Origin of the sequence: Peribacillus muralis (assembly GCF_001439925.1) — a bacterium.
In the GTDB taxonomy this organism is placed as follows: Bacteria; Bacillota; Bacilli; order Bacillales; family DSM-1321; genus Peribacillus; species Peribacillus muralis.
This window is the reverse complement of sequence record NZ_LMBV01000004.1, coordinates 337,026-357,277: the sequence shown is the minus strand read 5'-3', so window position 1 is coordinate 357,277 and position 20,252 is coordinate 337,026. Positions and strand designations below refer to the sequence as shown.

The following is a 20,252-nucleotide window of genomic DNA, read 5'->3' as shown; positions in this document are numbered from 1 at the left end:
GGTAAAAGAAACAAAACACTTACGAAGAATTTAATCTCGCAAGTGTTTTGTATATTTCCTATCCATTTATCGTTGCAAAACAGGAAGCAGGCTTTCATATAACTTTATATAAGCCAAAGATGATGATGACCAACTAAAGTCCTGCTTCATTGCGCCTTTCACTAGGCTCTTCCACCGCTTTGGCTGGAATTTGTACAGACCAACGGATTGCTCAATGGTATGAAGCATATCGTGTGCATTATAATTCGTAAAACTGAAGCCATTCCCTTCACCAGTGAATTGATTATAAGGGATGACCGTATCACGAAGTCCACCTGTCTCCCTTACCACTGGGAGGGTGCCATAACGCAGAGCTAGCAGCTGGCCAATTCCACACGGCTCAAATTGGGAAGGCATCAGAAACATATCGGAGCCTGCATATATTCGCCGCGCTAAACCCTCGTCAAAATATGTATGGACAGATACTTGATTTGGGTATTGTTCAGCTAAATGACGAAATGCTGATTCATATTGCTCCTCGCCCGTACCTAAAAGAATGAATTGGATTCCCTGGTTCATCATTTCATGAAAAACATGGAGGATAAGGTCGATTCCTTTTTGATCAACGAGCCTTGTTACCATGGATAGTACCGGAACATCTTCCATCACTGGAAGATTCAACGCTTCCTGTAACTGACGTTTATTCTCCATTTTCCCTTCATAGGAATCAAAAGGAACAGCAAGGAATTCATCTGTGCTAGGATTATATTCCTCATAATCAATTCCATTGATGATGCCTTTAAGATCACCATTTCTTTTTCGTAAAAAACCATCCAAATTTTCCCCGAAATAAGGGATTTGAATTTCTTCTGCATAGCTTTGACTTACCGTCGTGACGATATTCGAGAAAGCTAAGCCAGCCTTTAAATAACTGACATTCCCATGAAATTCAAGACCATCGATCGTAAAATATAATTCACTCAAATCCAGTAATTCTGCTAAAACCGTTTTAGAATAAATTCCTTGATAGCGTAAATTATGTATGGTGAATACCGTTTTAATATCCTCGTAAAAAGGATGGTTGTGATAATGTGCCTTCAATAATACACTGACAAGGCCAGTCTGCCAATCATGGCAGTGAACGATATCCGGCTTTTCTTCTAAGTAAGGCAAAGCCTCTAATACGGCTCGTGAAAAGAAGGCGAACCTTTCGCCATCATCGAAAAAGCCGTAACTCCCATGTCTTTTGAAATAATATTCATTATCCAAAAAATAGTATGTAATACCATTGGCAACAAGCTTTTCAATTCCACAAAATTGCTGGCGCCAGCCTACAGGAACTTCAATACTGGTCATATGCTTCATTTCCTGTTTGAACTGGTTAGGGAGATCCCCATATTTTGGCAGGATGACACTTACATGGACTCCCTGTTTTATTAGCGCTTTCGGGAGCGCTCCTATGACGTCTCCAAGCCCTCCCGTTTTTATAAAGGGGGCGCATTCTGAAGCAGCAAATAGTATGTTCATTGCCGCACCTCCTCTATTAAATGATATCCGCTTTTTTTATTACAGTCGGCTGTTTCAACCCAATAACCGTTTTTTCACTCGTTATTTTCACTTCTTTATCGGTTATCGTATTGTCGACGATAGCGCCTTCTTCAATCTCACCTTTTTGCATGATGATGCTATTCCTAATGATTGCACCCTTTTTCACCTTTACCCCTCGGAAGAGTATACTGTTTTCGACTGTTCCTTCAATAACACAGCCGTTTGCTATCAAAGAATTGGTAACCTTTGAAGATCCTGAATATTTTGTAGGTGCTTCATGCTTAATCTTTGTGTAAACATCCCATGTATCTCCGAAAAAGGAACGGATAACGGATGGATTGAGAAAGTTCATATTGCTGGAATGGAAACTTTCAATTGAATGGATGAATGGCATATCGCCAGTAAAATTGTATCCTTTGACTGTAAAACGATGAAGATTGGCTTTCACGGCATCTTTCAAAAAGTCATATTCGCCACTCGCTACACAGCTTTTAATCAAGTTAACCAATAGAGACTTACTTATAACGAAGGTTTCTAAACAAACATGGTCTCCAGGTCTTGGAATGGTATAAAAGCTAATGTCCGTGATATCTTCATCAGAATCGACCGAGCAGGTGTGATAGATCGGTTTTTCTATCAATTCGCCTACATAATCCTTATACACGACGGTAATATCTGCTTTATGTTTTTTATGATATGCAAGCACTTCATTGAAGTCCAATTTGCACACATGACATCCAGGGGAAATGATCACAGTATCCGCCGCTGCCCGCTCGAAAAAGCTAAGGTGATCATGAAATTGCTTCATATCGCCTGTTACGGTTTCATCCGGATGGATGGGTGGAAGGATGAATAGTCCCCCTGAACGTCGATCCAAGTTCCATTCCTTACCTGAACCAAGGTGATCCATGACCGAAAGATATTTTTCTTTCGGAAAAACGGCTACTTTTGATACATCAGCGTTAATGAAGTTCGACATCGTGAAATCAATCAAACGGTAGCGTCCGCCAAATGGCACAGATGCTACATTACGATGAGCGGTCAGCTCTTTTAAATGTTGTTTTTCATTGATCAAGTTAATAATACCCAACACATTTTCCATAGCATCTTCCCCTTTTTCTAGTTAAGAGTTATCTTCTTTTTGTTTGGATTCAAAATGGTCTGATTTTCGCCAATTAAGGTAATATCGGATGTAACCGCTGAATTGCCCACGACTGCACCATCTTCTATAACACAATTGCTGGCTATGATGCTTCTTTCTATATGGACGTTTTCACCAATCGTAACATTAGGCATGATGACTGAATCTTTGATGGTGGAACCATAGCCGACATGAACATTGTAGGATAAGACAGAATGTTCAATGTTACCGTGTATCATGCAGCCTTCATTGATAAGAGATTGACTGACCTCCGCGTTTGCTGAGATATATTGCGGTGGGTGATTTGCATTACGTGCAAATATTTTCCAATCCTGATTATCCAACTGGAACTTTGGTTTCTCCTCCAGTAAATCCATATGTGCCTGCCAAAGACTTTCCACAGTTCCCACATCTTTCCAATAATCATTGAATCGGTAGGCATATAACTTTTTTCTGTCTTCAAGCATCTTGGGAATGATGTTTGAGCCAAAGTCATTAGAAGAATCTGCATCTTTTTCATCATTTATCAAATATTGCCTTAGTTTCTTCCAATTGAAAAGATAAACCCCCATGGAAGCGAGATTGCTCTTTGGAAACTTTGGTTTTTCATCGAATTGGGTGATCTTATCTTCTTCATTGGTATTCATGATCCCAAAGCGGCTTGCTTCTTGCCAAGGAACTTGAATGACGGCAATCGTTGCCTCTGCATTCTTCTCGACATGATAATCCAGCATCTTGCTATAATCCATCTTATAAATATGATCGCCAGAGAGAATGAGGACATGCTCCGGATCATAGTTGTCAATATAATGGATATTTTGATAAACGGCATTTGCCGTCCCTTTATACCATTCGCCGCCTTCTTTCCCTTGATAAGGGGGAAGAACTGAGACGCCACCAACATCCAGGTCTAAATCCCATGCTTTCCCGTTTCCGACATAATCATTTAAAATCAATGGTTGATATTGGGTCAGCACTCCTACAGTATCAATACCAGAATGAGTGCAGTTACTTAATGGAAAATCGATGATTCTATATTTACCGCCGAAGGGAACAGCTGGTTTTGCCAAACCAATGGTCAGTTCACCTAACCTTGAACCCTGGCCTCCTGCCAATAACATTGCTATCCATTTTTTCGCTCCCATTATTCGTTCACTCTCCCCCGTCTTTTTTTTGTTTGCTTCATATAAATTGAAATGCCTAATGGAGGTACAGTTATTTCCATACTGAATGGTTGGTTATGATAAGGTTCTTTTTTAACGGCAACAGGTTGCTCGTTTACCTGACCAGATCCTCCGAAAGCTGGGGAATCACTACTAAAGACCTCAATATATTTACCTTGGGAGGGCACGCCGATCCTGTATTGATCATATGTCTGTGCAGAAAAATTACAGACCACAATACAATAATCCCCTTTGCGCTTGCCTTTTCTCATAAAGGTAATGATACTTTGACTATTATTATTTGGATCTATCCATTCAAATCCCTCCTGGACATGGTCGAGTCTCCATAACGCCGAGGTTTCACTATAAAATGCCTGTAGGGTTCGAAAATAATTGGACAGTTTTTCATGAGATTCATATTCCAATAGTAACCAATCCAATTGTTCCTCATCTTTCCATTCGATGAATTGACCGAATTCACCACCCATAAACAGTAACTTCTTTCCTGGATGAGTCATGAAATAACCAAGCAATAAACGCAGGTTCGCAAACTTCTGCCAATAGTCACCTGGCATCTTGTTTAATAATGACTTTTTGCCATGAACCACCTCATCATGCGAGAAAGGCAAAACGAAGTTTTCTGAAAAAGCATAGTAAAATGAAAATGTCAGAAGGCTATGATGGTATGGCCGCTCATCCGTTTCAAGTTTCATATATCGAAGGATATCGTTCGTCCATCCCATATTCCATTTGTAATTAAAACCTAGCCCTCCTATATCGGTGGGAGAAGTAATAAGCGGACGATCGGTTGCTTCTTCAGCCATCATTAAAGCATTCGGATATTTCTTGAAAATTGCTTCATTCAGTCTTTGTAAAAATTCTATCGCTTCTAGATTTTCCTCACCGCCATTTTGATTTTTCAATTTGACTGGCAAAGGATTGTCATGATTTAAATACACCATTGACGATACCGCATCGACACGTACCCCATCAATATGGTATTCATCCATCCAAAACATTACATTTGAAATGAGGAAACTGTTAACTTCCGGTTTGCTGAAATCAAAATTATAGGTCCCCCATAACGGACGATCTGCCCTATTATGATCGATAGGTTCATAGAGGGGTGTGCCATCGAAACGGGATAGGCCATGAGCATCTTTACAAAAATGGGCGGGGACCCAGTCAAGAATAACTCCTATTCCATGTTGGTGACACCGGTTGATCAAATACTTGAAATCTTCCGGAGAACCGTAGCGACTAGTTACAGAATAATAGCCCGTAACCTGGTATCCCCAAGATTTATCGAATGGGTGTTCCATGATCGCCATGATTTCAATGTGTGTAAATTTATTATCGATTACATAATCCACTAAATTATCCGCCAACTCGCGGTAAGAATAAAATTCGCCATCCTCTTTTTGTTTCCATGTACCGGGATGCACTTCATAAATGGACAGCGGCCTATGGTAAATGTTTTCTTTTTTCCGATCGGCTAACCACTTCGAATCTTGCCATTCAAAATTATCCAGCCTTTTAACGATTGAGGCCGTTTTTGGTCTGACCTCCGAATAAAAGGCATATGGATCGGCTTTAAGGATACGTTTATTTCCAGGTGTATGTATTTCGTATTTATATAGTTCCCCTTCTTGTAGTCCTGGTACGAACAACACCCAGATTCCTGAACCCTCGATCCGCTTCATTACATGATCGGAGCCGTCCCAATCATTAAAATTTCCGACCACTGATACTTGCTTGGCATGGGGGGCCCAAACGGCGAATCTAACTCCTTCTTTACCTAAGGATGTGATAATATGTGCCCCAAGCATTTTATAGCTTTCATAAAGAGTTCCTTCATGAAATAAATATAAATCAAAATCGCTTGGATGATTCTCTTGTAGCTGATCCAAAATAGTATTCAATAAAACCCCTCCATCAAAATAAACTCGATAACATTTCATCCATCCTTCCCCAATTATTATATATATTCGGTGAAAATGATGTTAATCCTTCAAATGGAGGAGAATTTATTGTAATAAATCCCCGTTTTTTTGAAGATTTAAACATTTAATTCTTAAAAATAACCAATTAATGTAAAAATAATGTTATTTCAATAAAAGCTCTTCCCATTTTTTAGGAAGAGCTCTATGTTACGTTATATGAATATTTCATGTTACTTGTTCACTGCGAATCTTTTCAGTCTTCGTTAAGAATAAATAAGATAAAGAAACTGACCATGCAAGCGGAGTATTTATATTAGGAATATTACGCCCTCCGATATACAGCTCTGGGACTTCCCAGTTTTCTGGAATGATCTTTTTCGTTTTATTTATATATTCCTTAACTTTGTTCATCATACCCAGTTCCAAATAGCATAAGCCGAGCCATGGAAGTCCGAAGCACCATTCCGCTTCTTGACCTTCATTATAATAAAGGTCTTTCTCATATCGTATACAGCCGTTTTTTCGCTCAAGGCGCCCCGTAACATGATTCAATATTTTAAGGGCAATGTCTCTATCGACGAGTCGGTAAGGATATATTAAGGATAAAAGCGCTAAATCCGTTTCTTTCGAATAACTTTCCCTTGGAAGCAGAAAACGGAGTGCCTCTTCTCCTTTTTTGATCAGTTCTTCCTTTACATTGACCAGCATCTTGACTGAATTCAAACCAGCAACGCAAGCACCAATACTTGAAGCATGGATTTCTATATTTTCTTCCCATATCCCGTTATCTTCCGACTGCCAATATTGCAGGCATTCCAAATAATGAACCAGTTTTTGAATGATTTGTAAATCGCGTTCATCTCGAATCACCTTTTTCCCATGCCTGTATCCTTCGCCGACACCCCATAAAAAAGCACCGATTGCATCATTTTGAGCATGCCCCCATTCATCGGGCAACTCCTTCAGTTCTGTCGAATATCGCGCATGAATATATTCAAATAGATACTGGGGTTTTTGTTCAGTATGAATATCAATCTTCCACTCATAGGCTTGAAATAAGTCGAATAAAGCGTGATATGCCTTCTCATAACGATTGGATGGGTCATTTATAAAAGGCAGTACTGTATAAACGATATCCCTAATCCAAACATAATTGTAATCAGAGGACACGCTCGCCGTATACGCACCATTAGGAAGCCGCATGCGGTCAAGAACCTCTAGGGCACCATTTATATTCATTTATCGAACACCTCCATGATTGTTAATTTCTTATTCCCATTGTTGACAAACTGCCGTATTCTAAACATCGCTTCCTTCAATAAAATTAAAAGCGCTTACAATTTTACCTGAAGTTACTTTTCATAATTTCTTTCACCCTAGTTTATGTCATCAAGGTCTTTTTTGATAATCAAGCTTTCCATGTTCAGTAAAAACCGTTAAATGCCTAGCCGAATTGAAAGTAAGAATTAGAAGCTGGTCTTTTTTTATGTCTGTTTTCACATACGTTGTCGCTATTCACCAAGTAATGCGGTGTGTTCAATCCCTCTCCTATTACCCTTAAATAATTTCGTTTTAAAAACAGCAAACTTTATGAAAAGAGCCTTTACTTAAAATAAAAAACCAGTAATGGTTATCCACTACTGGTCGGTTGGCAAACTCGATAAGATTGGAGTTTGTCAACCGTTGAGGTTTTATCATTTAACCGTTAATTTCGCCTGGTTTTATTCACAGATGAAAAGAAACGCATCTTCGAGTACATACATGGCAGCGAATATTAGTATCTTATGTATCGACAGTTTACGCAGTCCAATGCAACTCGACTTGAAGAGATCCAAATGTGACCTGAATAATGACCCCGGGTATGTCACCATTCCTTTCAGCTCATTCCAGAACAATCTCCTCTTTTTATAAATTCCGTTAATGTGCTTCCAACTTGTCGAGCAGGATTGGCAGCTCCCTATATATTTCGATGATATCTGCTATCTTCATTCTCACCAAGCCACTGGATGACGGGGCGACGAATTCCAGTGTTTCAACGGATAACGGGTCTTCTTGCAAACCCCAGGTTATCTGTCGCGATTGACGATATTCCTGGTAGACTCCCTTGCCTACGAAACAGACAATTTTAGGCTTATACGTCTCAATTTTGCTAGTTAATTGCTTCCTTCCCATTATGTATTCTTCCTTAGTAATTTCATCAGCACCTTTTGTTGGCCTGGAAACGATATTGGTGAACCCATAGCCTAAATCGAGCAAGGAATTATCTTCATGTGGATGATATTTCCTTGGTGTCAAACCTGACTCAAAGAGGATTTTCCAAAAACGGTTGTTTGGGTTGGCATAATGATGGCCAGTTTCCCCAGAACGGATGCTTGGATTGAAACCGACAAACAAAATATCGAGATTCACTTTTAAGTGATCAGCTATTCCTTCCATCTAGCAAACCTCCTTTTCATGTCTCTTAATTATTGTACAAAACCGACAAATAAATAACTACCATTACACCCATTCCACAAAAATTCATGAGCAAAACGTCCAATCCAGAACTGATCAATCTCGAGATTGCAAATAATAGATTTATGTATCGAGTTATCCAGGCACAAGAAAAAAACCACACATAAGTCTTTTCTTACCTATGTATGATTTGAATATTTTTTCTAAAAACCTTTTTCAAAGCCGGAGGAGCGGTACTTAATCGGTTAAAAGAAACAGCCACCTCAGACGGAAGTTAAAGATTATTATGCGGTTTGCAGACTAAGTGGTAGGTACAGGCAGGGTTGCTTTTTGAAGCGATGGCATGCGAAAGACCCGTCATTGCCTGTGGACATCACGGATACTTTGGCGAAGTGAATAGGAATAACTTTCAACAAGCTTGGGAGTGCTACTTTGGGGATCACGCTGCAGAACAGACGTGCAATCAAGTTATCCTTCATCGGGATTTACGTAATTTCCTCCGATCAGATATTGGCGTTCAAACAGGAAGGGACTTGCGGAAATTGGTATTAAAGCAATTCGATCGCAAAAAAAACATAGTACCGCTTATTGAATTATATACGAGCACTCTCCTATCCTTTGAACAGCAGCAGACCATAAATTAATGGCTCTGCCGCTACATATATCTTATATCGTTCCAATGGGCAAATAAACGATTAATTTGAAGAAGAACGTCACATGAAAACTTGAGGAAGCAGTCACTATTACACCCTATATGACAATGATTGACTGAACAACGCCTTCGACAATATCTCTATCGTTACGATACACGCTGCTGTTGTTCGAATTGATTACGTTTTTTTGCTTTGGACATCTTTTTGAATGTATGAAGGATTCCCAAAACCCATATCACCACAATGCCTGTATAGATATACATATGGGCTTCAACCGGTACCCATGAAGATAAAAGTGTTCGTACATTGATTAAGATAATGAAGCCCCCTACCAAAACACCCATCAATTGAGCAGGCAGCATCCGGACGAGCCAGGCTGCAATCGGTGCGGCAATCACTCCACCTATTATCAACGCTCCGACCCAAAGCCAATTAACAGCCTCCCAGCCTAGAGAAAGGATAAAACCAAGACTACCAAAAAATGCAATGGCAAACTCACTCGTATCAACAGTTCCTACTGCTTTTCTAGCAGTCATGCCTTTTTTGGACAATAAAACAGGGGTTGCAATCGGACCCCATCCTCCTCCGCCTGTTGCATCACAAAAACCTGCAAAAAGTCCTAATGGAATCGATTGTTTAGCTGTTAATGGCTTTACGGTCTCATTTTCATTTGAAGGTTTAAAAATAAATAAAAACCGGAACAAAACGTATATCCCCAGGCCAAATAAAAATATCGCAATATACGGTTTAGCTAATTCAGCAGGCAGATTGCTCAGGAAACATGCACCTACAAATGCGCCAACCGAACCTGGAATGATCAAACGGTAGACCATATTCTTATCCACATTCCCAAACTTTATATGTGAAGCGCCTGACACAGCCGTCGTCACGACTTCGGATAAGTGAACAGATGCCGATGCAACAGCAGGGGCGATTCCGAATGTCAACAATAGGGAAGTGGAGCTTACTCCATATCCCATTCCAAGTGAACCATCGATTAATTGAGCTAACAACCCGATAAAGGCTAAAACGATTAACTTCTTCATGACCTTCCCCTTTTTATTCCAAGATTGAATTTGGTATCACCGTATCAATATGGCGGCTACGGTACCTTTTAAAAAGCAAACAGGAATGCATTTCAGATACAAAGAGGCACCTAACCAAAACGAACATCATGTTGGTTAGGTGCCTTCAGTTTTTCTGATCAGCATTTTTTATTTTTTCGCAAACGTTGTTGCCATTCACAAGCAATAAAATCGTTTCGTTTTAAAAACAACCCTTTACGAAAAGAACTTTTATTTCATTCAGCTTCTACCGGTAGCAGCCTCGCTAAAAAACGATATCTTTCTTTAGTGGAATGCTTGTAAATATCCGATATTGAATCTTTCAATAACTTGGACTTTTCTTCTTTTGAGAATGAACTTTTTTTAATAATCATCCGCGCTTCCAAAAGAAATTCAAGATATTCTTCATATGAATCATCATAGATTTCCCCTAAGTCATTTCGGATTTTTTTGGCCAGCTCCGGACTTGCTCCTTTAGTAGAAACACTTATGGAAAGCATGCCTCTTTTCAATGTAGCTGGTATATGAAAATTACCCCACTCATAATTACTAATTACGTTAACCAATTGACTACGTGAGGCATTTTTATACACCCGTTCGTTCACTTCTTCAGAATTTGTAGCAACGATGATTAAAAAAGCATCTCTATAGTCAGCTTCTTCCACTTCTTTTAAAGAAACGAAAATCTTACCTTCCTTTTCCAACAGTTGGAAACCTTCGCATATCTCAGGGCTGACGACCGTCACTTCCGCTCCAGCTTCCAATAAGGGACCAGCTTTAAAGTAACCGATTTTGCCACCACCGATGATGACACACTTCCTGTTCTCCATATTAAGCGTAATTGGATACATAAGCTCCCTCCCCCACTTCTTGAATTCTTTCTGATATTGCTTGTCCAATCTTTGGATGATAACCTAGATATCGGCAAAGAATGAATTTATTCTTCCGCTTATTTTCAACGTTATTTATACTGTTTTGGATGGACTTCATTAAGAGGCCGGTAAACAATAGGTAAGGAATGATAAAAACTTGGTTTGATTGAGAGACTTCAGCCATTTCCAATGCTTCGGTAAAACTTGGTGATGCTGCCGTCAGATAACATTCTTTCACCTGGCTGTTTGGTAACCTGTTCCGAAGTAAGTCAGCTAATTGGCCTAAATCCCGTTTGACATCAGGATCACTGCTGCCCCTACCAACCAATAACACCAATGAATTCTCCATAACCCTTACATTAGTTTCCTCCAACCGTTCCACTAAAATGTCAACCATTTTATCACTGACACCGATAGGCCTTCCGTAATTCAAGTCAACATTTGGGTACCGTTTTTTCATTTTGGTCAAAATGGCTGGAATATCATGTTTAGCATGTACAGCTGTTAGCAATAGTACTGGAATGGCGATGATTCTTGTCGCACCTTGTTGTACACATTGTTCGTATGCGTCTTCAATCGTAGGTGCTTCCAATTCTAAAAAGCAATACTCCTGAATCTTATTTGGCTGTGCCTTCATACAAACATTTATAAACTCAATGGCTTGGGCTGAAGCTTCTTTAAGGCGGCTACCATGGCATATGTATAGAATCGCTTCCATTAATAGGCCTCATTTGCCAACAAGTCATCGGTTTGTTTTGCTTCAAACCACTTGATTTTTTCGCGTAAATTGACCACATCGCCCACCACTATCATGCACGGGTTGGAAATCTGTTCGTTATGTGCTGTTTCAATTACATTAGCCAGTGTACTGACAGCCGTTTTTTGAGTTTTTAACGTTCCCCAATGAATAAGGGCTACCGGAGTCTCTGGATTTTTCCCATGCTCTAAAAGCTTCCCTTGAATATATGGCAGGTTTTTAACTCCCATATAAATGGCTAATGTATCGATTCCTTTTGCTAACGACTCCCACTTGATATCATCCTCTTCATCCTTTTTTCGATGACCGGTAACGATCGCAAAAGATGAAGCATGATCTCTATGGGTAACGGGAATTCCCGCATAAGCTGTAGCAGCGATTCCAGCGGTTATTCCTGGTACAATCTCAAAACTGACCCCACTTTTGGCAAGAGCTTCCGCTTCCTCTCCACCTCTACCAAACACAAATGGATCTCCGCCTTTCAAACGGGTTACAACTTTTCCTTTTTTTGCAAATTTAACTAGAAATCGATTGATTGTCTCTTGCTGCAACAAATGATAATCCGGCAGTTTACCTGCGTTGATCAATTCCACACCAGGTTTTGCATAATTCAATAGCTCTTTATTGACAAGTCGATCATATAAAATGACATCAGCTTCTTGAATGCATTTTAATCCTTTAACTGTAATTAAATCTGGATCTCCAGGACCGGCTCCTACTAGATAGACTTTTCCCATATTTGCAACCTGCCCTCCCTTAGAGAATGGTTTCAAAATCCGTTAACACGAAACCTGCTCCATTTTTAATTTTCCTTTTTTCATATAAAGAGATATCATCCACTTCAGGCATCTTCAAATAATGCTTTTCCAGTTCGATATCAACAAGCTGAAACGCCTGTTCATCCGATTCGGCGACAATGACAACATGGATTGGTTCTTGCTTGATCGTGACTTCAAAACGGTATAAATTCATAGATTTCATGCATCCCCTATTAAACGGCAACTTCTGTTAATATATCATCAAGTTTCCTTTGTACCTCACTTTTTCCTACCCTATCTACAAAATCAAGGAAGGTTTCGGAGAGAAGCTTGGTTTCTTTGAAAAATAGGATAAGCTCTTTCAGAACTTGATAGAGCTGTTCAGCCTCCACTTTCCCTTTAAGCTTTTCATTGAACTTCCCGCCCTCATTCAGTGTTCCACCGACGTATATTTCAAAAGCTTCCACCATTTGTTTTTGTTGGTTTTTCATTTTAATGCCTTGCAGCCCAATTTCGGCAATTGCTCTTTGACCACAATTATTAGGGCAACCTACCATATGCATCCTTACTGGGACATCAAGATCAATTTCCTTGTCCAATTTTTCCGAAATGGTCCTCATCCGTTTTTTTGTTTCGACGAGTGCCAGGTTACAATACTCAATGCCTGTACAAGAAACGGAATAACCGATGAATTTCTTTGGTTGGTACGGAAATCTCTCAAAAATGGGTTCTTGTTTTATTTCATCAAGTTTAGCATCAGGCACATTTGGTAGGATTAGATTTTGCGAATTACAGTTACGGATTTCACCATTTCCATATTTTCTGGCAAGTTCGGCAAACTCCATCACTTCATCCGGAGTTAAACGGCCGACTGGAATATTGATTCCAACATAGTTGAGTCCCTCCTGCTTTTGTTTATGGATGCCGTAAAAATAACCAGCATTCCATCCCTTCACTGCAGCTTGTCCCTTTTCAGGAAGCGGACCCATGTATTCCAGCAATTTTTCCTTGAATTGTTCAGGACCCCAGTCAGCGACAAGGAATTTCAATCGAGAGCGATGACGCTTTTCACGGTAGCCAAAGTCACGGAATATTGTCGTGATTGCCGCTGCTACTTCAACTGTTTTTTCAGGTAAAATGAATACATCAAGTTCTTCTGCCAGCATCGGAACGGAGGACAGTCCACCTCCTACCTTTACATGAAAACCAACTTCCGTTACTCCATCTATTTCCTTTGTAGCAGGATTGAAAGATACGCAGTTGATTTCAGCATTTGAAGCATTGTGAATATTAGCACTAATGGACATTTTATATTTCCTTGGAAGGTTTGAATAGTCTTCGTTAAGGCGGAAGTACTCAAATACATCATTAAGGACATCACGTGTATCAAAAAGTTCGTCAGGATCGATGCCAGCTAAGGCATTCCCGATGATATTACGTGTGATATCGCCACAAGCTCCAGCCGTAGTTATTCCAACCTGTTCTAAACGGTTTAAGATATCAGGGACTTGTTCAATGGTCAGCCAGTGAAATTGAACGGCTTGACGGGTTGTGATGTCATAAACATCCCTACCGTAATCTTTTGCGATGTTAGCGAGTGCGATTTGTTGATCATATGTAAGGATTCCTCCAGGTATAACGACACGCATCATCCAATACCCTGCTTCTTTTGGACGTTGCAGGTAAAGGCCTGCCCACTTGAACATATCCCAATTCTCTTTAGGAATGGAATCAAAGCCATTTGCAGCGTAATGTGGAATATCTTCGAATATCTTCAGTCCGTCTTTTTCCAATTTCCAGATTTCCGTTTTATTTTTGGCGATTAGTGGATTTTCCGACCAAAACTTCTCATAAACCATTACATTTCCTCCTTGATTAAATCGCTTTCTTGGCTGTCAAAAAGCTGATTACCTGCTCAACGCACTCTTCAACACTGTAAAGGCTCGATTCTAAAATGAGCTCCGGTTGTTCAGGTTCTTCGTATGGCGAATCGATTCCAGTAAAATCCTTTATGATCCCTTTTCGCGCCTTGTCGTAAAGACCTTTTGGATCACGCACTTCACACTCTTCGATTGGGCACTTTATGTAAACTTCTATGAACTCCCCTTCTTCAAGCAAATCACGTACAATCTGGCGATCAGCCCGGAAAGGGGAAATAAAGGCGGTCAATACGAACTGGCCACTATCCACAAATAGCTTGGAAACCTCACCGATCCGCCTAATATTCTCGGTTCGGTCGGCTTCGGAAAAACCTAAATCTTTATTTAAACCATGACGGATATTATCGCCATCCAAAACATAACTTCGAATACTGCGGTTATATAACTCTTTTGCGACTGCGTTCGCAATTGTTGATTTTCCGGAACCTGAAAGTCCTGTAAACCATAGAACTGTACTTTCATGTCCGTTCTGCTTTCGGCGAAGCTCCTTCGTCAATGACGAATCATGCCAAGTTACATTAGTATTTTTATTCATTATGATCCCCCTCTTATTGCATTACTTCGACTTCATTATTTTTTAGACCACGAATCAATACCTCGATAACTTCTTTACGGCTGAATGTAGCTGGAGGGATTTCACCATTACGTAACATCTCCCTTACCTTCGTTCCGGAGAGAATGACATGGTCTTCCTTGCCATGCGGACAAGTTTTAGCGGAAGCCATGTTGCCACATGCTTTACAATAAAAACTATGTTCAAAGAATAATAGCGTAATTCCTAATTCATCAGCGTTAAAATTGGCAAAGATTTTTTGAGCATCATATGTGCCATAATAATCGCCGACACCAGCATGATCACGCCCGACAATAAAATGGGTGCACCCATAATTTTTTCGGACCATCGCATGGAAAATGGCTTCCCTCGGTCCTGCATAACGCATGGCAGCTGGAAAAACGGCTAGAGAAACGCGATCCTTCGGGTAATATTTCTCAAGCAGCACTTTATAGCTCTCCATTCGTACATCTGCTGGAATGTCATCCGATTTAGTGGCACCTACTAGAGGATTCAAGAACAAGCCGTCGACAATCTCCAATGCTGTCTTTTGAATGTATTCATGTGCACGGTGAACAGGGTTCCTCGTTTGGAAGCCGACAACCGTTTCCCAGCCTTTTTCTGCAAAAGCTTTCCTTGTCTCAGCTGGGTCCAAATAGTGATTTTGAAATAACGGACGCTCGATTCTCTTAACTAATTTTATTTCTCCCCCAACATATACATTTCCGCGGTTTAATAAGTTTTTCACACCCGGATGCTTCTCATCATCCGTTTGGTATACTAATGTCGCCTCCAATTGTTTATCAGGAGTGTAAATGTCGGAAACAAGGAGAATTCCAAACGTTTCACCTTCATGATTCAACTTTACTTCTTCTCCGATCGTGATTGTTTTTGCCGACTCCTCGGTTAGCGGCAGCGTAATCGGAATGCTCCATACATGACCGCTGTTAAGCCTCATTTCCTTGACAACTGACTCATAATCACTTTTTGTAAAAAAACCTTTAATCGGACTGTACGCACCCGTGCCTATCAGCTCAAGATCACTTAATGCAATTTCATCAATTTCGACTGTTTTTGTTATTTTACTAAAATCATATGTTGGTTCCCAAAGATCGATTAATGTTCCTCCGTGCGGTAAACTGATTGTCATGCTCATTTCCCCCTATGGTTTAATTCTATTTAACTAAGATAAATGCAATCCACATTCTGTTTTAGTGCCTTGCCACCGACCTGAGCGTAAGTCATCAGCATTGATGGCAGGTGACGTACACGTTTTACAGCCAATGCTTGGATATCCATTATCATGAAGGATATTATATGGAAGTCCATTTTTGTGGGCAAAACGCCACACATCTTTCCAAGTCCAATGAATGAGTGGACATATTTTAATGGACTTGAACTTATTATCCTTATTGATATACTCGGTTTTTGCTCTTGTTTCTGATTGTTCCCTCCTAAGTCCAGAAAGCCATGCAGTTGCCGTTGAAAGCACCTCTGTAAGCGGGATTATTTTCCGAATATTACAACACTTATTGGAATCACTTCGCCATAATTCATCCCCATATTCCGCCGCTTGTTCTTCAAGCGTCAAAGCGGGTTTCTTCATTTCTATCGATAGTTTTGGATAGCGTTTTTGCACCTGGTCGATCAATTGGTACGTTTCTTCAAAATGAACATCGGTATCGAGGAAAACGATCTTGGCGGAAGGATTGACCTTAGCCAGTAAATCCGTAAGCACGACACCTTCTATTCCAAAGCTGCATGCATAAATGAGTTTGTTTCCATATTGTTCATTTGCCCATTGAAGAACTTCTAAAGCACCTTTTGTCTCGCTATCTTCAGGAAAAACCGGTAAACCTTCCGTGTTGAAATTGTCATAGTTTATTAATGCAGCCAACTTTAAAGCCCCCTCTAAAAACTTGCTTGCGTTCCCCTGGCTAGCGTAACGGGTTCGTCACCCACAGTAATTTTAAAAAGATTCCTTGATTGTTAGGAAAAAGAGACGAATTTAACCAATACTCTCTTTTATATTAGTTAAACACGCCTCTAGTTTTTCTAGTCAGCAGGAATTTTATTTAATTCTCAGTTTTTCATTTCTTTCCATTTGGATTATTTTACCATCTTGAATAATGAGTGTTATCGATCCATATTTCATTGAATGAAGCATTTCTTGAAGTCGTTCATATATTTCTTCAAGCTGATTCTCTTTATCCAAAATTGTTCCTCCCCTAAGAAAATCCTTGAATGATTTACTTTTCTTATATTATTTTTGCTAATAATTTTTCGAAAAATGAAAAATCTTTCCAATTTGGAAAGATTTCAAGGTAAATATGCTTTACCTTATCTTCCAAAATGGTGAACCATTTTGTTGGATGTAGCACCTTGCATCCATCATGCAGGTTGCTGGACTTCAAAGGGCCAATTCCCTCCGTCGCTCTGGATAAGTTTTATTATTTTAAATATTAACATATATTTAATCCTTGTCAATGGAGTTTTCTTATAAAGTAACTTGGATTAATTTTATGGGTGAATTGTCAGTATTATACATAATATTCGTATTATGATTTTATGTTACTGACCTGCGAAAATGGACTCGATTTTTTGGACAAATTCCCCAAAACCCGGGTCCATTTTCACAAACAGCTTAGATGAACATTTACAATCCAATGAAATAGTGTAGCAAAAAAAGTTACTTGAAGTCACCCATTCCTTAATTGAATGGCCTCTACGAATTCTTGAACCTGACCCTGAACGCGATCAATCAAGTTCAAATCATGAATGGGGTTTTCTGGAGCTGTTTTGTCTATTTCCTTATCGACGAAATAAATGCCCTGTAATGGCTCGCCCTTTAATATGGATATCAATGGTTTAAGCGCATAGTCTATCGCTAATAAATGCCTGTGACTTCCACCAATCATGATCGGCAGCACCGGCTTTCCCTTAAACGCATTTTCCGGCAGCAAATCTATCAATGCTTTCAAAACTCCAGTGTAGGAGGCTTTATATACAGGTGATCCGATGATGATTCCCCTGGCTTTTGAAATGTTTTCTGCTAGCTTTGAAATTTCTCCACTATTATATCGGCCTTGGAATAAATCATCTGCTGAAAAATCCGTTATTGAATAATAAGCTGTGCTAAACCCCTCTTTCTCTACCAATACTTGAATATGTTTAAGTGAAATGTCCGTCCTTGATGGGATCGCTGGACTTCCTGATAATATAACAATATCTTTCATGTACATGTCCTCCGATTCTTATAATTTCGAATTCGCCCTACCCTTCATGCACCTTTTGCCACAAACTTATCTTAATAGTCTGAAAAATTCAAGTCAACAACAAAGCTCCAGCTGCTGTCGTTACTTACCATATTTTTAGCAATGAAAACGAAAGTAACGGAACATGCGGGACTGCCGCTCGAAAATTGAAATGTCAACATTAAACTAGACCCATAAGGTGTAAATGCTTGTTTTCTTTTGGACTCACATACCCCATCTTCCACGATTCGCAATGGCGCTTTTTCAACAACTCTGTCTTACTAATTTTTAAAGATTTTCTGCCTCCGCATTATCTTATGGCAGCAATTCATACTCAAAGAGCGCTTCAATATTCACTTCCGCGTAATAACTGGATCTTGTATGTGTTCGTTAGTTTACTAGACCTATTAATCATTGCCTAACTTAGTGTTGCCAATTCATAAGCTAGCGCCTGCAGTGGAAATCACCAATTTAAGCTGCTAGCTCTCCTAAAATGAGGGCAATGGCCATGCAAGCAGTAATTAGAATATTGAAAGACTCAAAAAAATATAGACAAACTCGATGAAAATGAGTTTGTCTATATTCTGAACTCGCTTATTGGCAGCTGCTCTTTAACAAATTTTCAAATCCGCCTCTTTCAAGGATGCTTTTACCATATCGATAAAAATCTTCATAAAACGATCATCACCCGTTAATTCCGGATGAAAAGCACTGACTAGAACATGTTCCTGTTTTGCAGCGACTACTTTATTGTCATATTCAGCCAAAATTTCCACATCTACCCCAACTCCATCAGCATATGGCGCCCGGATGAAAACGGCTTTGAATGTTTCTTCCATTCCTTTGATTGAAAGGTCCGCCTCGAAACTATCACGTTGACGTCCAAACCCATTTCTTTTTACGGAAATATCCATTAATTCAAGATAAGCCTTTTCATCACCAGATAACTTATTGGCGGCCAATACCATTCCCGCACATGTACCGAAGATCGGTTTCTTTTGTTCGAAGAAAGTTTTGATTGGCTCCATAAAGCCGTAGCGATCCATAAGCTTTCTCATCGTCGTGCTTTCCCCGCCAGGTATGATCAAGCCATCAATCTCGTTTAACTGTGACGGTTTTTTTACGATAATTGCTTGCACACCGGCTGAATCGATTTGGTTCACATGTTCTTCAACTGCTCCCTGTAATCCTAAAACACCGATCGTTATCATCTTACCAACCACGTTCCTGCATACGTTCTGCTGGAGCCAGTTTAGAAATGTCAATCCCTTTCATTGCGCTGCCTAATTCTTTTGACAAGCGGCCGATCAACTCATAATCAGTGAAATATGTAGTAGCTTGAACGATTGCTGATGCGAATTTTTCTGGATTATCCGATTTAAAAATACCAGAACCTACAAATACGCCATCTGCTCCTAATTCCATCATCAATGCAGCATCTGCTGGTGTGGCGATTCCGCCGGCTGCAAAGTTGACTACAGGCAATTTACCTGTCCGTTTGATTTCTCTTAAAATTTCAAACGGTGCCCCTATATTTTTTGCTTCCGTCATTAATTCGTCATCACTCATTATGCTCACCTTGCGGATTTGGGACTGGACTTTTCTCATATGACGCACGGCTTCCACGATATTTCCAGTACCTGGCTCTCCTTTTGTACGTAGCATTGATGCTCCTTCACCAATCCGACGGGCAGCTTCTCCTAAATCACGGCAGCCGCAAACGAAAGGCACGGTGAAATCACTTTTTAAAATGTGGTATTCCTCATCGGCAGGAGTAAGCACTTCGCTTTCATCAATATAATCCACACCCATTGATTCCAAAATCCGCGATTCAACAATATGTCCAATTCTAGCCTTAGCCATGACAGGGATGGAAACGGCATTCATAACTTCCTCAACGATTCTCGGATCCGCCATTCTTGCTACTCCACCAGCAGCACGTATATCCGAAGGGACCCTTTCCAAAGCCATAACCGCAACTGCACCAGTTGCTTCAGCGATTTTTGCTTGTTCCGCATTGATGACATCCATAATGACGCCACCCTTTTGCATTTGTGCCATTCCTCTTTTTACTGTTTCAGTTCCTAATAATTTTTCCATGATGATTCCTCCTAATATTTGCATTTTTTAGATTTGTTATTTAGTATAAAAAATAGTTGACTGTATTGAAAGT

At 39.9% G+C, this 20,252-nt stretch carries 20 protein-coding genes and 1 riboswitch; of the genes, 1 reads left to right on the top strand and 19 read right to left on the bottom strand.

Annotated features, from left to right (window positions below):
* Positions 1-66 precede the first annotated feature (66 nt).
* The 6 genes from glgA to ASU00_RS08150 form a co-directional block, all read right to left on the bottom strand.
* Positions 67-1,506, bottom strand: a complete 1,440-nt coding sequence (gene glgA, locus ASU00_RS08175) for a glycogen synthase GlgA (RefSeq protein WP_057912944.1) — start codon at positions 1,504-1,506, stop codon at positions 67-69.
* A gap of 16 nt (positions 1,507-1,522) precedes the next feature.
* Entirely contained in the window at positions 1,523-2,629 is a 1,107-nt protein-coding gene (gene glgD / locus ASU00_RS08170) for a glucose-1-phosphate adenylyltransferase subunit GlgD (RefSeq protein WP_057912943.1), read from the bottom strand.
* A gap of 17 nt (positions 2,630-2,646) precedes the next feature.
* Positions 2,647-3,813: a glucose-1-phosphate adenylyltransferase gene (locus ASU00_RS08165; RefSeq protein ID WP_057912942.1), complete on the bottom strand. Its 1,167-nt coding sequence runs from the start codon at positions 3,811-3,813 to the stop codon at positions 2,647-2,649.
* Positions 3,813-5,753 (bottom strand): 1,4-alpha-glucan branching protein GlgB, encoded by a 1,941-nt coding sequence (gene glgB / locus ASU00_RS08160; protein WP_236712654.1) that lies wholly within the window; start codon positions 5,751-5,753, stop codon positions 3,813-3,815. Before glgB ends, ASU00_RS08165 begins: the two co-directional genes overlap by 1 nt.
* A gap of 246 nt (positions 5,754-5,999) precedes the next feature.
* Positions 6,000-7,013: a glycoside hydrolase family 15 protein gene (locus tag ASU00_RS08155; RefSeq protein WP_057912941.1), complete on the bottom strand. Its 1,014-nt coding sequence runs from the start codon at positions 7,011-7,013 to the stop codon at positions 6,000-6,002.
* Between the two features lie 678 nt (positions 7,014-7,691).
* Positions 7,692-8,210 (bottom strand): mismatch-specific DNA-glycosylase, encoded by a 519-nt coding sequence (locus ASU00_RS08150; RefSeq protein WP_057912940.1) that lies wholly within the window; start codon positions 8,208-8,210, stop codon positions 7,692-7,694.
* A 356-nt stretch (positions 8,211-8,566) separates the two neighbouring features.
* On the opposite strand from ASU00_RS08150, the gene ASU00_RS08145 reads away from it, so the two are divergent.
* On the top strand, positions 8,567-8,872 hold the full coding sequence (locus ASU00_RS08145; RefSeq protein ID WP_152983708.1) for a glycosyltransferase: 306 nt from the start codon (positions 8,567-8,569) through the stop codon (positions 8,870-8,872).
* Positions 8,873-9,027: 155 nt separating this feature from the next.
* Here ASU00_RS08145 and ASU00_RS08140 read toward each other — a convergent pair whose 3' ends face one another.
* The 13 genes from ASU00_RS08140 to pdxS form a co-directional block, all read right to left on the bottom strand.
* Complete coding sequence (locus tag ASU00_RS08140) at positions 9,028-9,927, bottom strand: sulfite exporter TauE/SafE family protein (protein WP_057912938.1); 900 nt, start codon at positions 9,925-9,927, stop codon at positions 9,028-9,030.
* A gap of 254 nt (positions 9,928-10,181) precedes the next feature.
* Positions 10,182-10,796 (bottom strand): NAD(P)-binding protein, encoded by a 615-nt coding sequence (locus ASU00_RS08135; RefSeq protein ID WP_057912937.1) that lies wholly within the window; start codon positions 10,794-10,796, stop codon positions 10,182-10,184.
* Entirely contained in the window at positions 10,777-11,535 is a 759-nt protein-coding gene (locus ASU00_RS08130; RefSeq protein WP_057912936.1) for a sirohydrochlorin chelatase, read from the bottom strand. Before ASU00_RS08130 ends, ASU00_RS08135 begins: the two co-directional genes overlap by 20 nt.
* The gene (cobA, locus tag ASU00_RS08125; RefSeq protein WP_057912935.1) at positions 11,535-12,311 is read right to left on the bottom strand and encodes a uroporphyrinogen-III C-methyltransferase; all 777 of its coding nucleotides are present in this window, start codon (positions 12,309-12,311) and stop codon (positions 11,535-11,537) included. The genes ASU00_RS08130 and cobA overlap by 1 nt, the downstream gene beginning before the upstream one ends.
* 19 nt (positions 12,312-12,330) lie before the next feature.
* On the bottom strand, positions 12,331-12,546 hold the full coding sequence (locus ASU00_RS08120) for a DUF3906 family protein (RefSeq protein ID WP_057912934.1): 216 nt from the start codon (positions 12,544-12,546) through the stop codon (positions 12,331-12,333).
* Between the two features lie 19 nt (positions 12,547-12,565).
* Entirely contained in the window at positions 12,566-14,191 is a 1,626-nt protein-coding gene (locus tag ASU00_RS08115) for a nitrite/sulfite reductase (RefSeq protein ID WP_057912933.1), read from the bottom strand.
* A gap of 16 nt (positions 14,192-14,207) precedes the next feature.
* Complete coding sequence (cysC, locus tag ASU00_RS08110) at positions 14,208-14,807, bottom strand: adenylyl-sulfate kinase (protein ID WP_057912932.1); 600 nt, start codon at positions 14,805-14,807, stop codon at positions 14,208-14,210.
* 13 nt (positions 14,808-14,820) lie between these two features.
* Positions 14,821-15,975, bottom strand: coding sequence for a sulfate adenylyltransferase (gene sat / locus ASU00_RS08105; RefSeq protein ID WP_057912931.1), 1,155 nt, complete (start codon positions 15,973-15,975; stop codon positions 14,821-14,823).
* Positions 15,976-16,008: 33 nt separating this feature from the next.
* A complete protein-coding gene (locus ASU00_RS08100; protein WP_057913021.1) occupies positions 16,009-16,710 on the bottom strand; it encodes a phosphoadenylyl-sulfate reductase in 702 nt (233 codons plus the stop codon).
* A 186-nt stretch (positions 16,711-16,896) separates the two neighbouring features.
* Entirely contained in the window at positions 16,897-17,040 is a 144-nt protein-coding gene (locus ASU00_RS24415; RefSeq protein ID WP_236712652.1) for a YezD family protein, read from the bottom strand.
* A 122-nt stretch (positions 17,041-17,162) separates the two neighbouring features.
* Positions 17,163-17,272: riboswitch (SAM riboswitch) on the bottom strand.
* Positions 17,273-17,524: 252 nt separating this feature from the next.
* Positions 17,525-18,061, bottom strand: a complete 537-nt coding sequence (ssuE, locus tag ASU00_RS08095; RefSeq protein ID WP_057912930.1) for an NADPH-dependent FMN reductase — start codon at positions 18,059-18,061, stop codon at positions 17,525-17,527.
* Between the two features lie 629 nt (positions 18,062-18,690).
* Positions 18,691-19,290, bottom strand: a complete 600-nt coding sequence (pdxT, locus tag ASU00_RS08090) for a pyridoxal 5'-phosphate synthase glutaminase subunit PdxT (RefSeq protein ID WP_057912929.1) — start codon at positions 19,288-19,290, stop codon at positions 18,691-18,693.
* Position 19,291: 1 nt separating this feature from the next.
* Complete coding sequence (pdxS, locus tag ASU00_RS08085; protein ID WP_057912928.1) at positions 19,292-20,179, bottom strand: pyridoxal 5'-phosphate synthase lyase subunit PdxS; 888 nt, start codon at positions 20,177-20,179, stop codon at positions 19,292-19,294.
* Positions 20,180-20,252: the final 73 nt, after the last annotated feature.

Bases quoted from the DNA above. Each gene is read 5' to 3' on its own strand.
- glgA (WP_057912944.1), bottom strand. From the start codon at position 1,506: ATGAACATACTATTTGCTGCTTCAGAATGCGCCCCCTTTATAAAAACG.
- glgD (WP_057912943.1), bottom strand. From the start codon at position 2,629: ATGGAAAATGTGTTGGGTATTATTAACTTGATCAATGAAAAACAACAT.
- ASU00_RS08165 (WP_057912942.1), bottom strand. From the start codon at position 3,813: ATGGGAGCGAAAAAATGGATAGCAATGTTATTGGCAGGAGGCCAGGGT.
- ASU00_RS08155 (WP_057912941.1), bottom strand. From the start codon at position 7,013: ATGAATATAAATGGTGCCCTAGAGGTTCTTGACCGCATGCGGCTTCCT.
- ASU00_RS08150 (WP_057912940.1), bottom strand. From the start codon at position 8,210: ATGGAAGGAATAGCTGATCACTTAAAAGTGAATCTCGATATTTTGTTT.
- ASU00_RS08145 (WP_152983708.1), top strand. From the start codon at position 8,567: ATGGCATGCGAAAGACCCGTCATTGCCTGTGGACATCACGGATACTTT.
- ASU00_RS08140 (WP_057912938.1), bottom strand. From the start codon at position 9,927: ATGAAGAAGTTAATCGTTTTAGCCTTTATCGGGTTGTTAGCTCAATTA.
- ASU00_RS08135 (WP_057912937.1), bottom strand. From the start codon at position 10,796: ATGTATCCAATTACGCTTAATATGGAGAACAGGAAGTGTGTCATCATC.
- ASU00_RS08130 (WP_057912936.1), bottom strand. From the start codon at position 11,535: ATGGAAGCGATTCTATACATATGCCATGGTAGCCGCCTTAAAGAAGCT.
- cobA (WP_057912935.1), bottom strand. From the start codon at position 12,311: ATGGGAAAAGTCTATCTAGTAGGAGCCGGTCCTGGAGATCCAGATTTA.
- ASU00_RS08120 (WP_057912934.1), bottom strand. From the start codon at position 12,546: ATGAATTTATACCGTTTTGAAGTCACGATCAAGCAAGAACCAATCCAT.
- ASU00_RS08115 (WP_057912933.1), bottom strand. From the start codon at position 14,191: ATGGTTTATGAGAAGTTTTGGTCGGAAAATCCACTAATCGCCAAAAAT.
- cysC (WP_057912932.1), bottom strand. From the start codon at position 14,807: ATGAATAAAAATACTAATGTAACTTGGCATGATTCGTCATTGACGAAG.
- sat (WP_057912931.1), bottom strand. From the start codon at position 15,975: ATGACAATCAGTTTACCGCACGGAGGAACATTAATCGATCTTTGGGAA.
- ssuE (WP_057912930.1), bottom strand. From the start codon at position 18,061: ATGAAAGATATTGTTATATTATCAGGAAGTCCAGCGATCCCATCAAGG.
- pdxT (WP_057912929.1), bottom strand. From the start codon at position 19,290: ATGATAACGATCGGTGTTTTAGGATTACAGGGAGCAGTTGAAGAACAT.
- pdxS (WP_057912928.1), bottom strand. From the start codon at position 20,179: ATGGAAAAATTATTAGGAACTGAAACAGTAAAAAGAGGAATGGCACAA.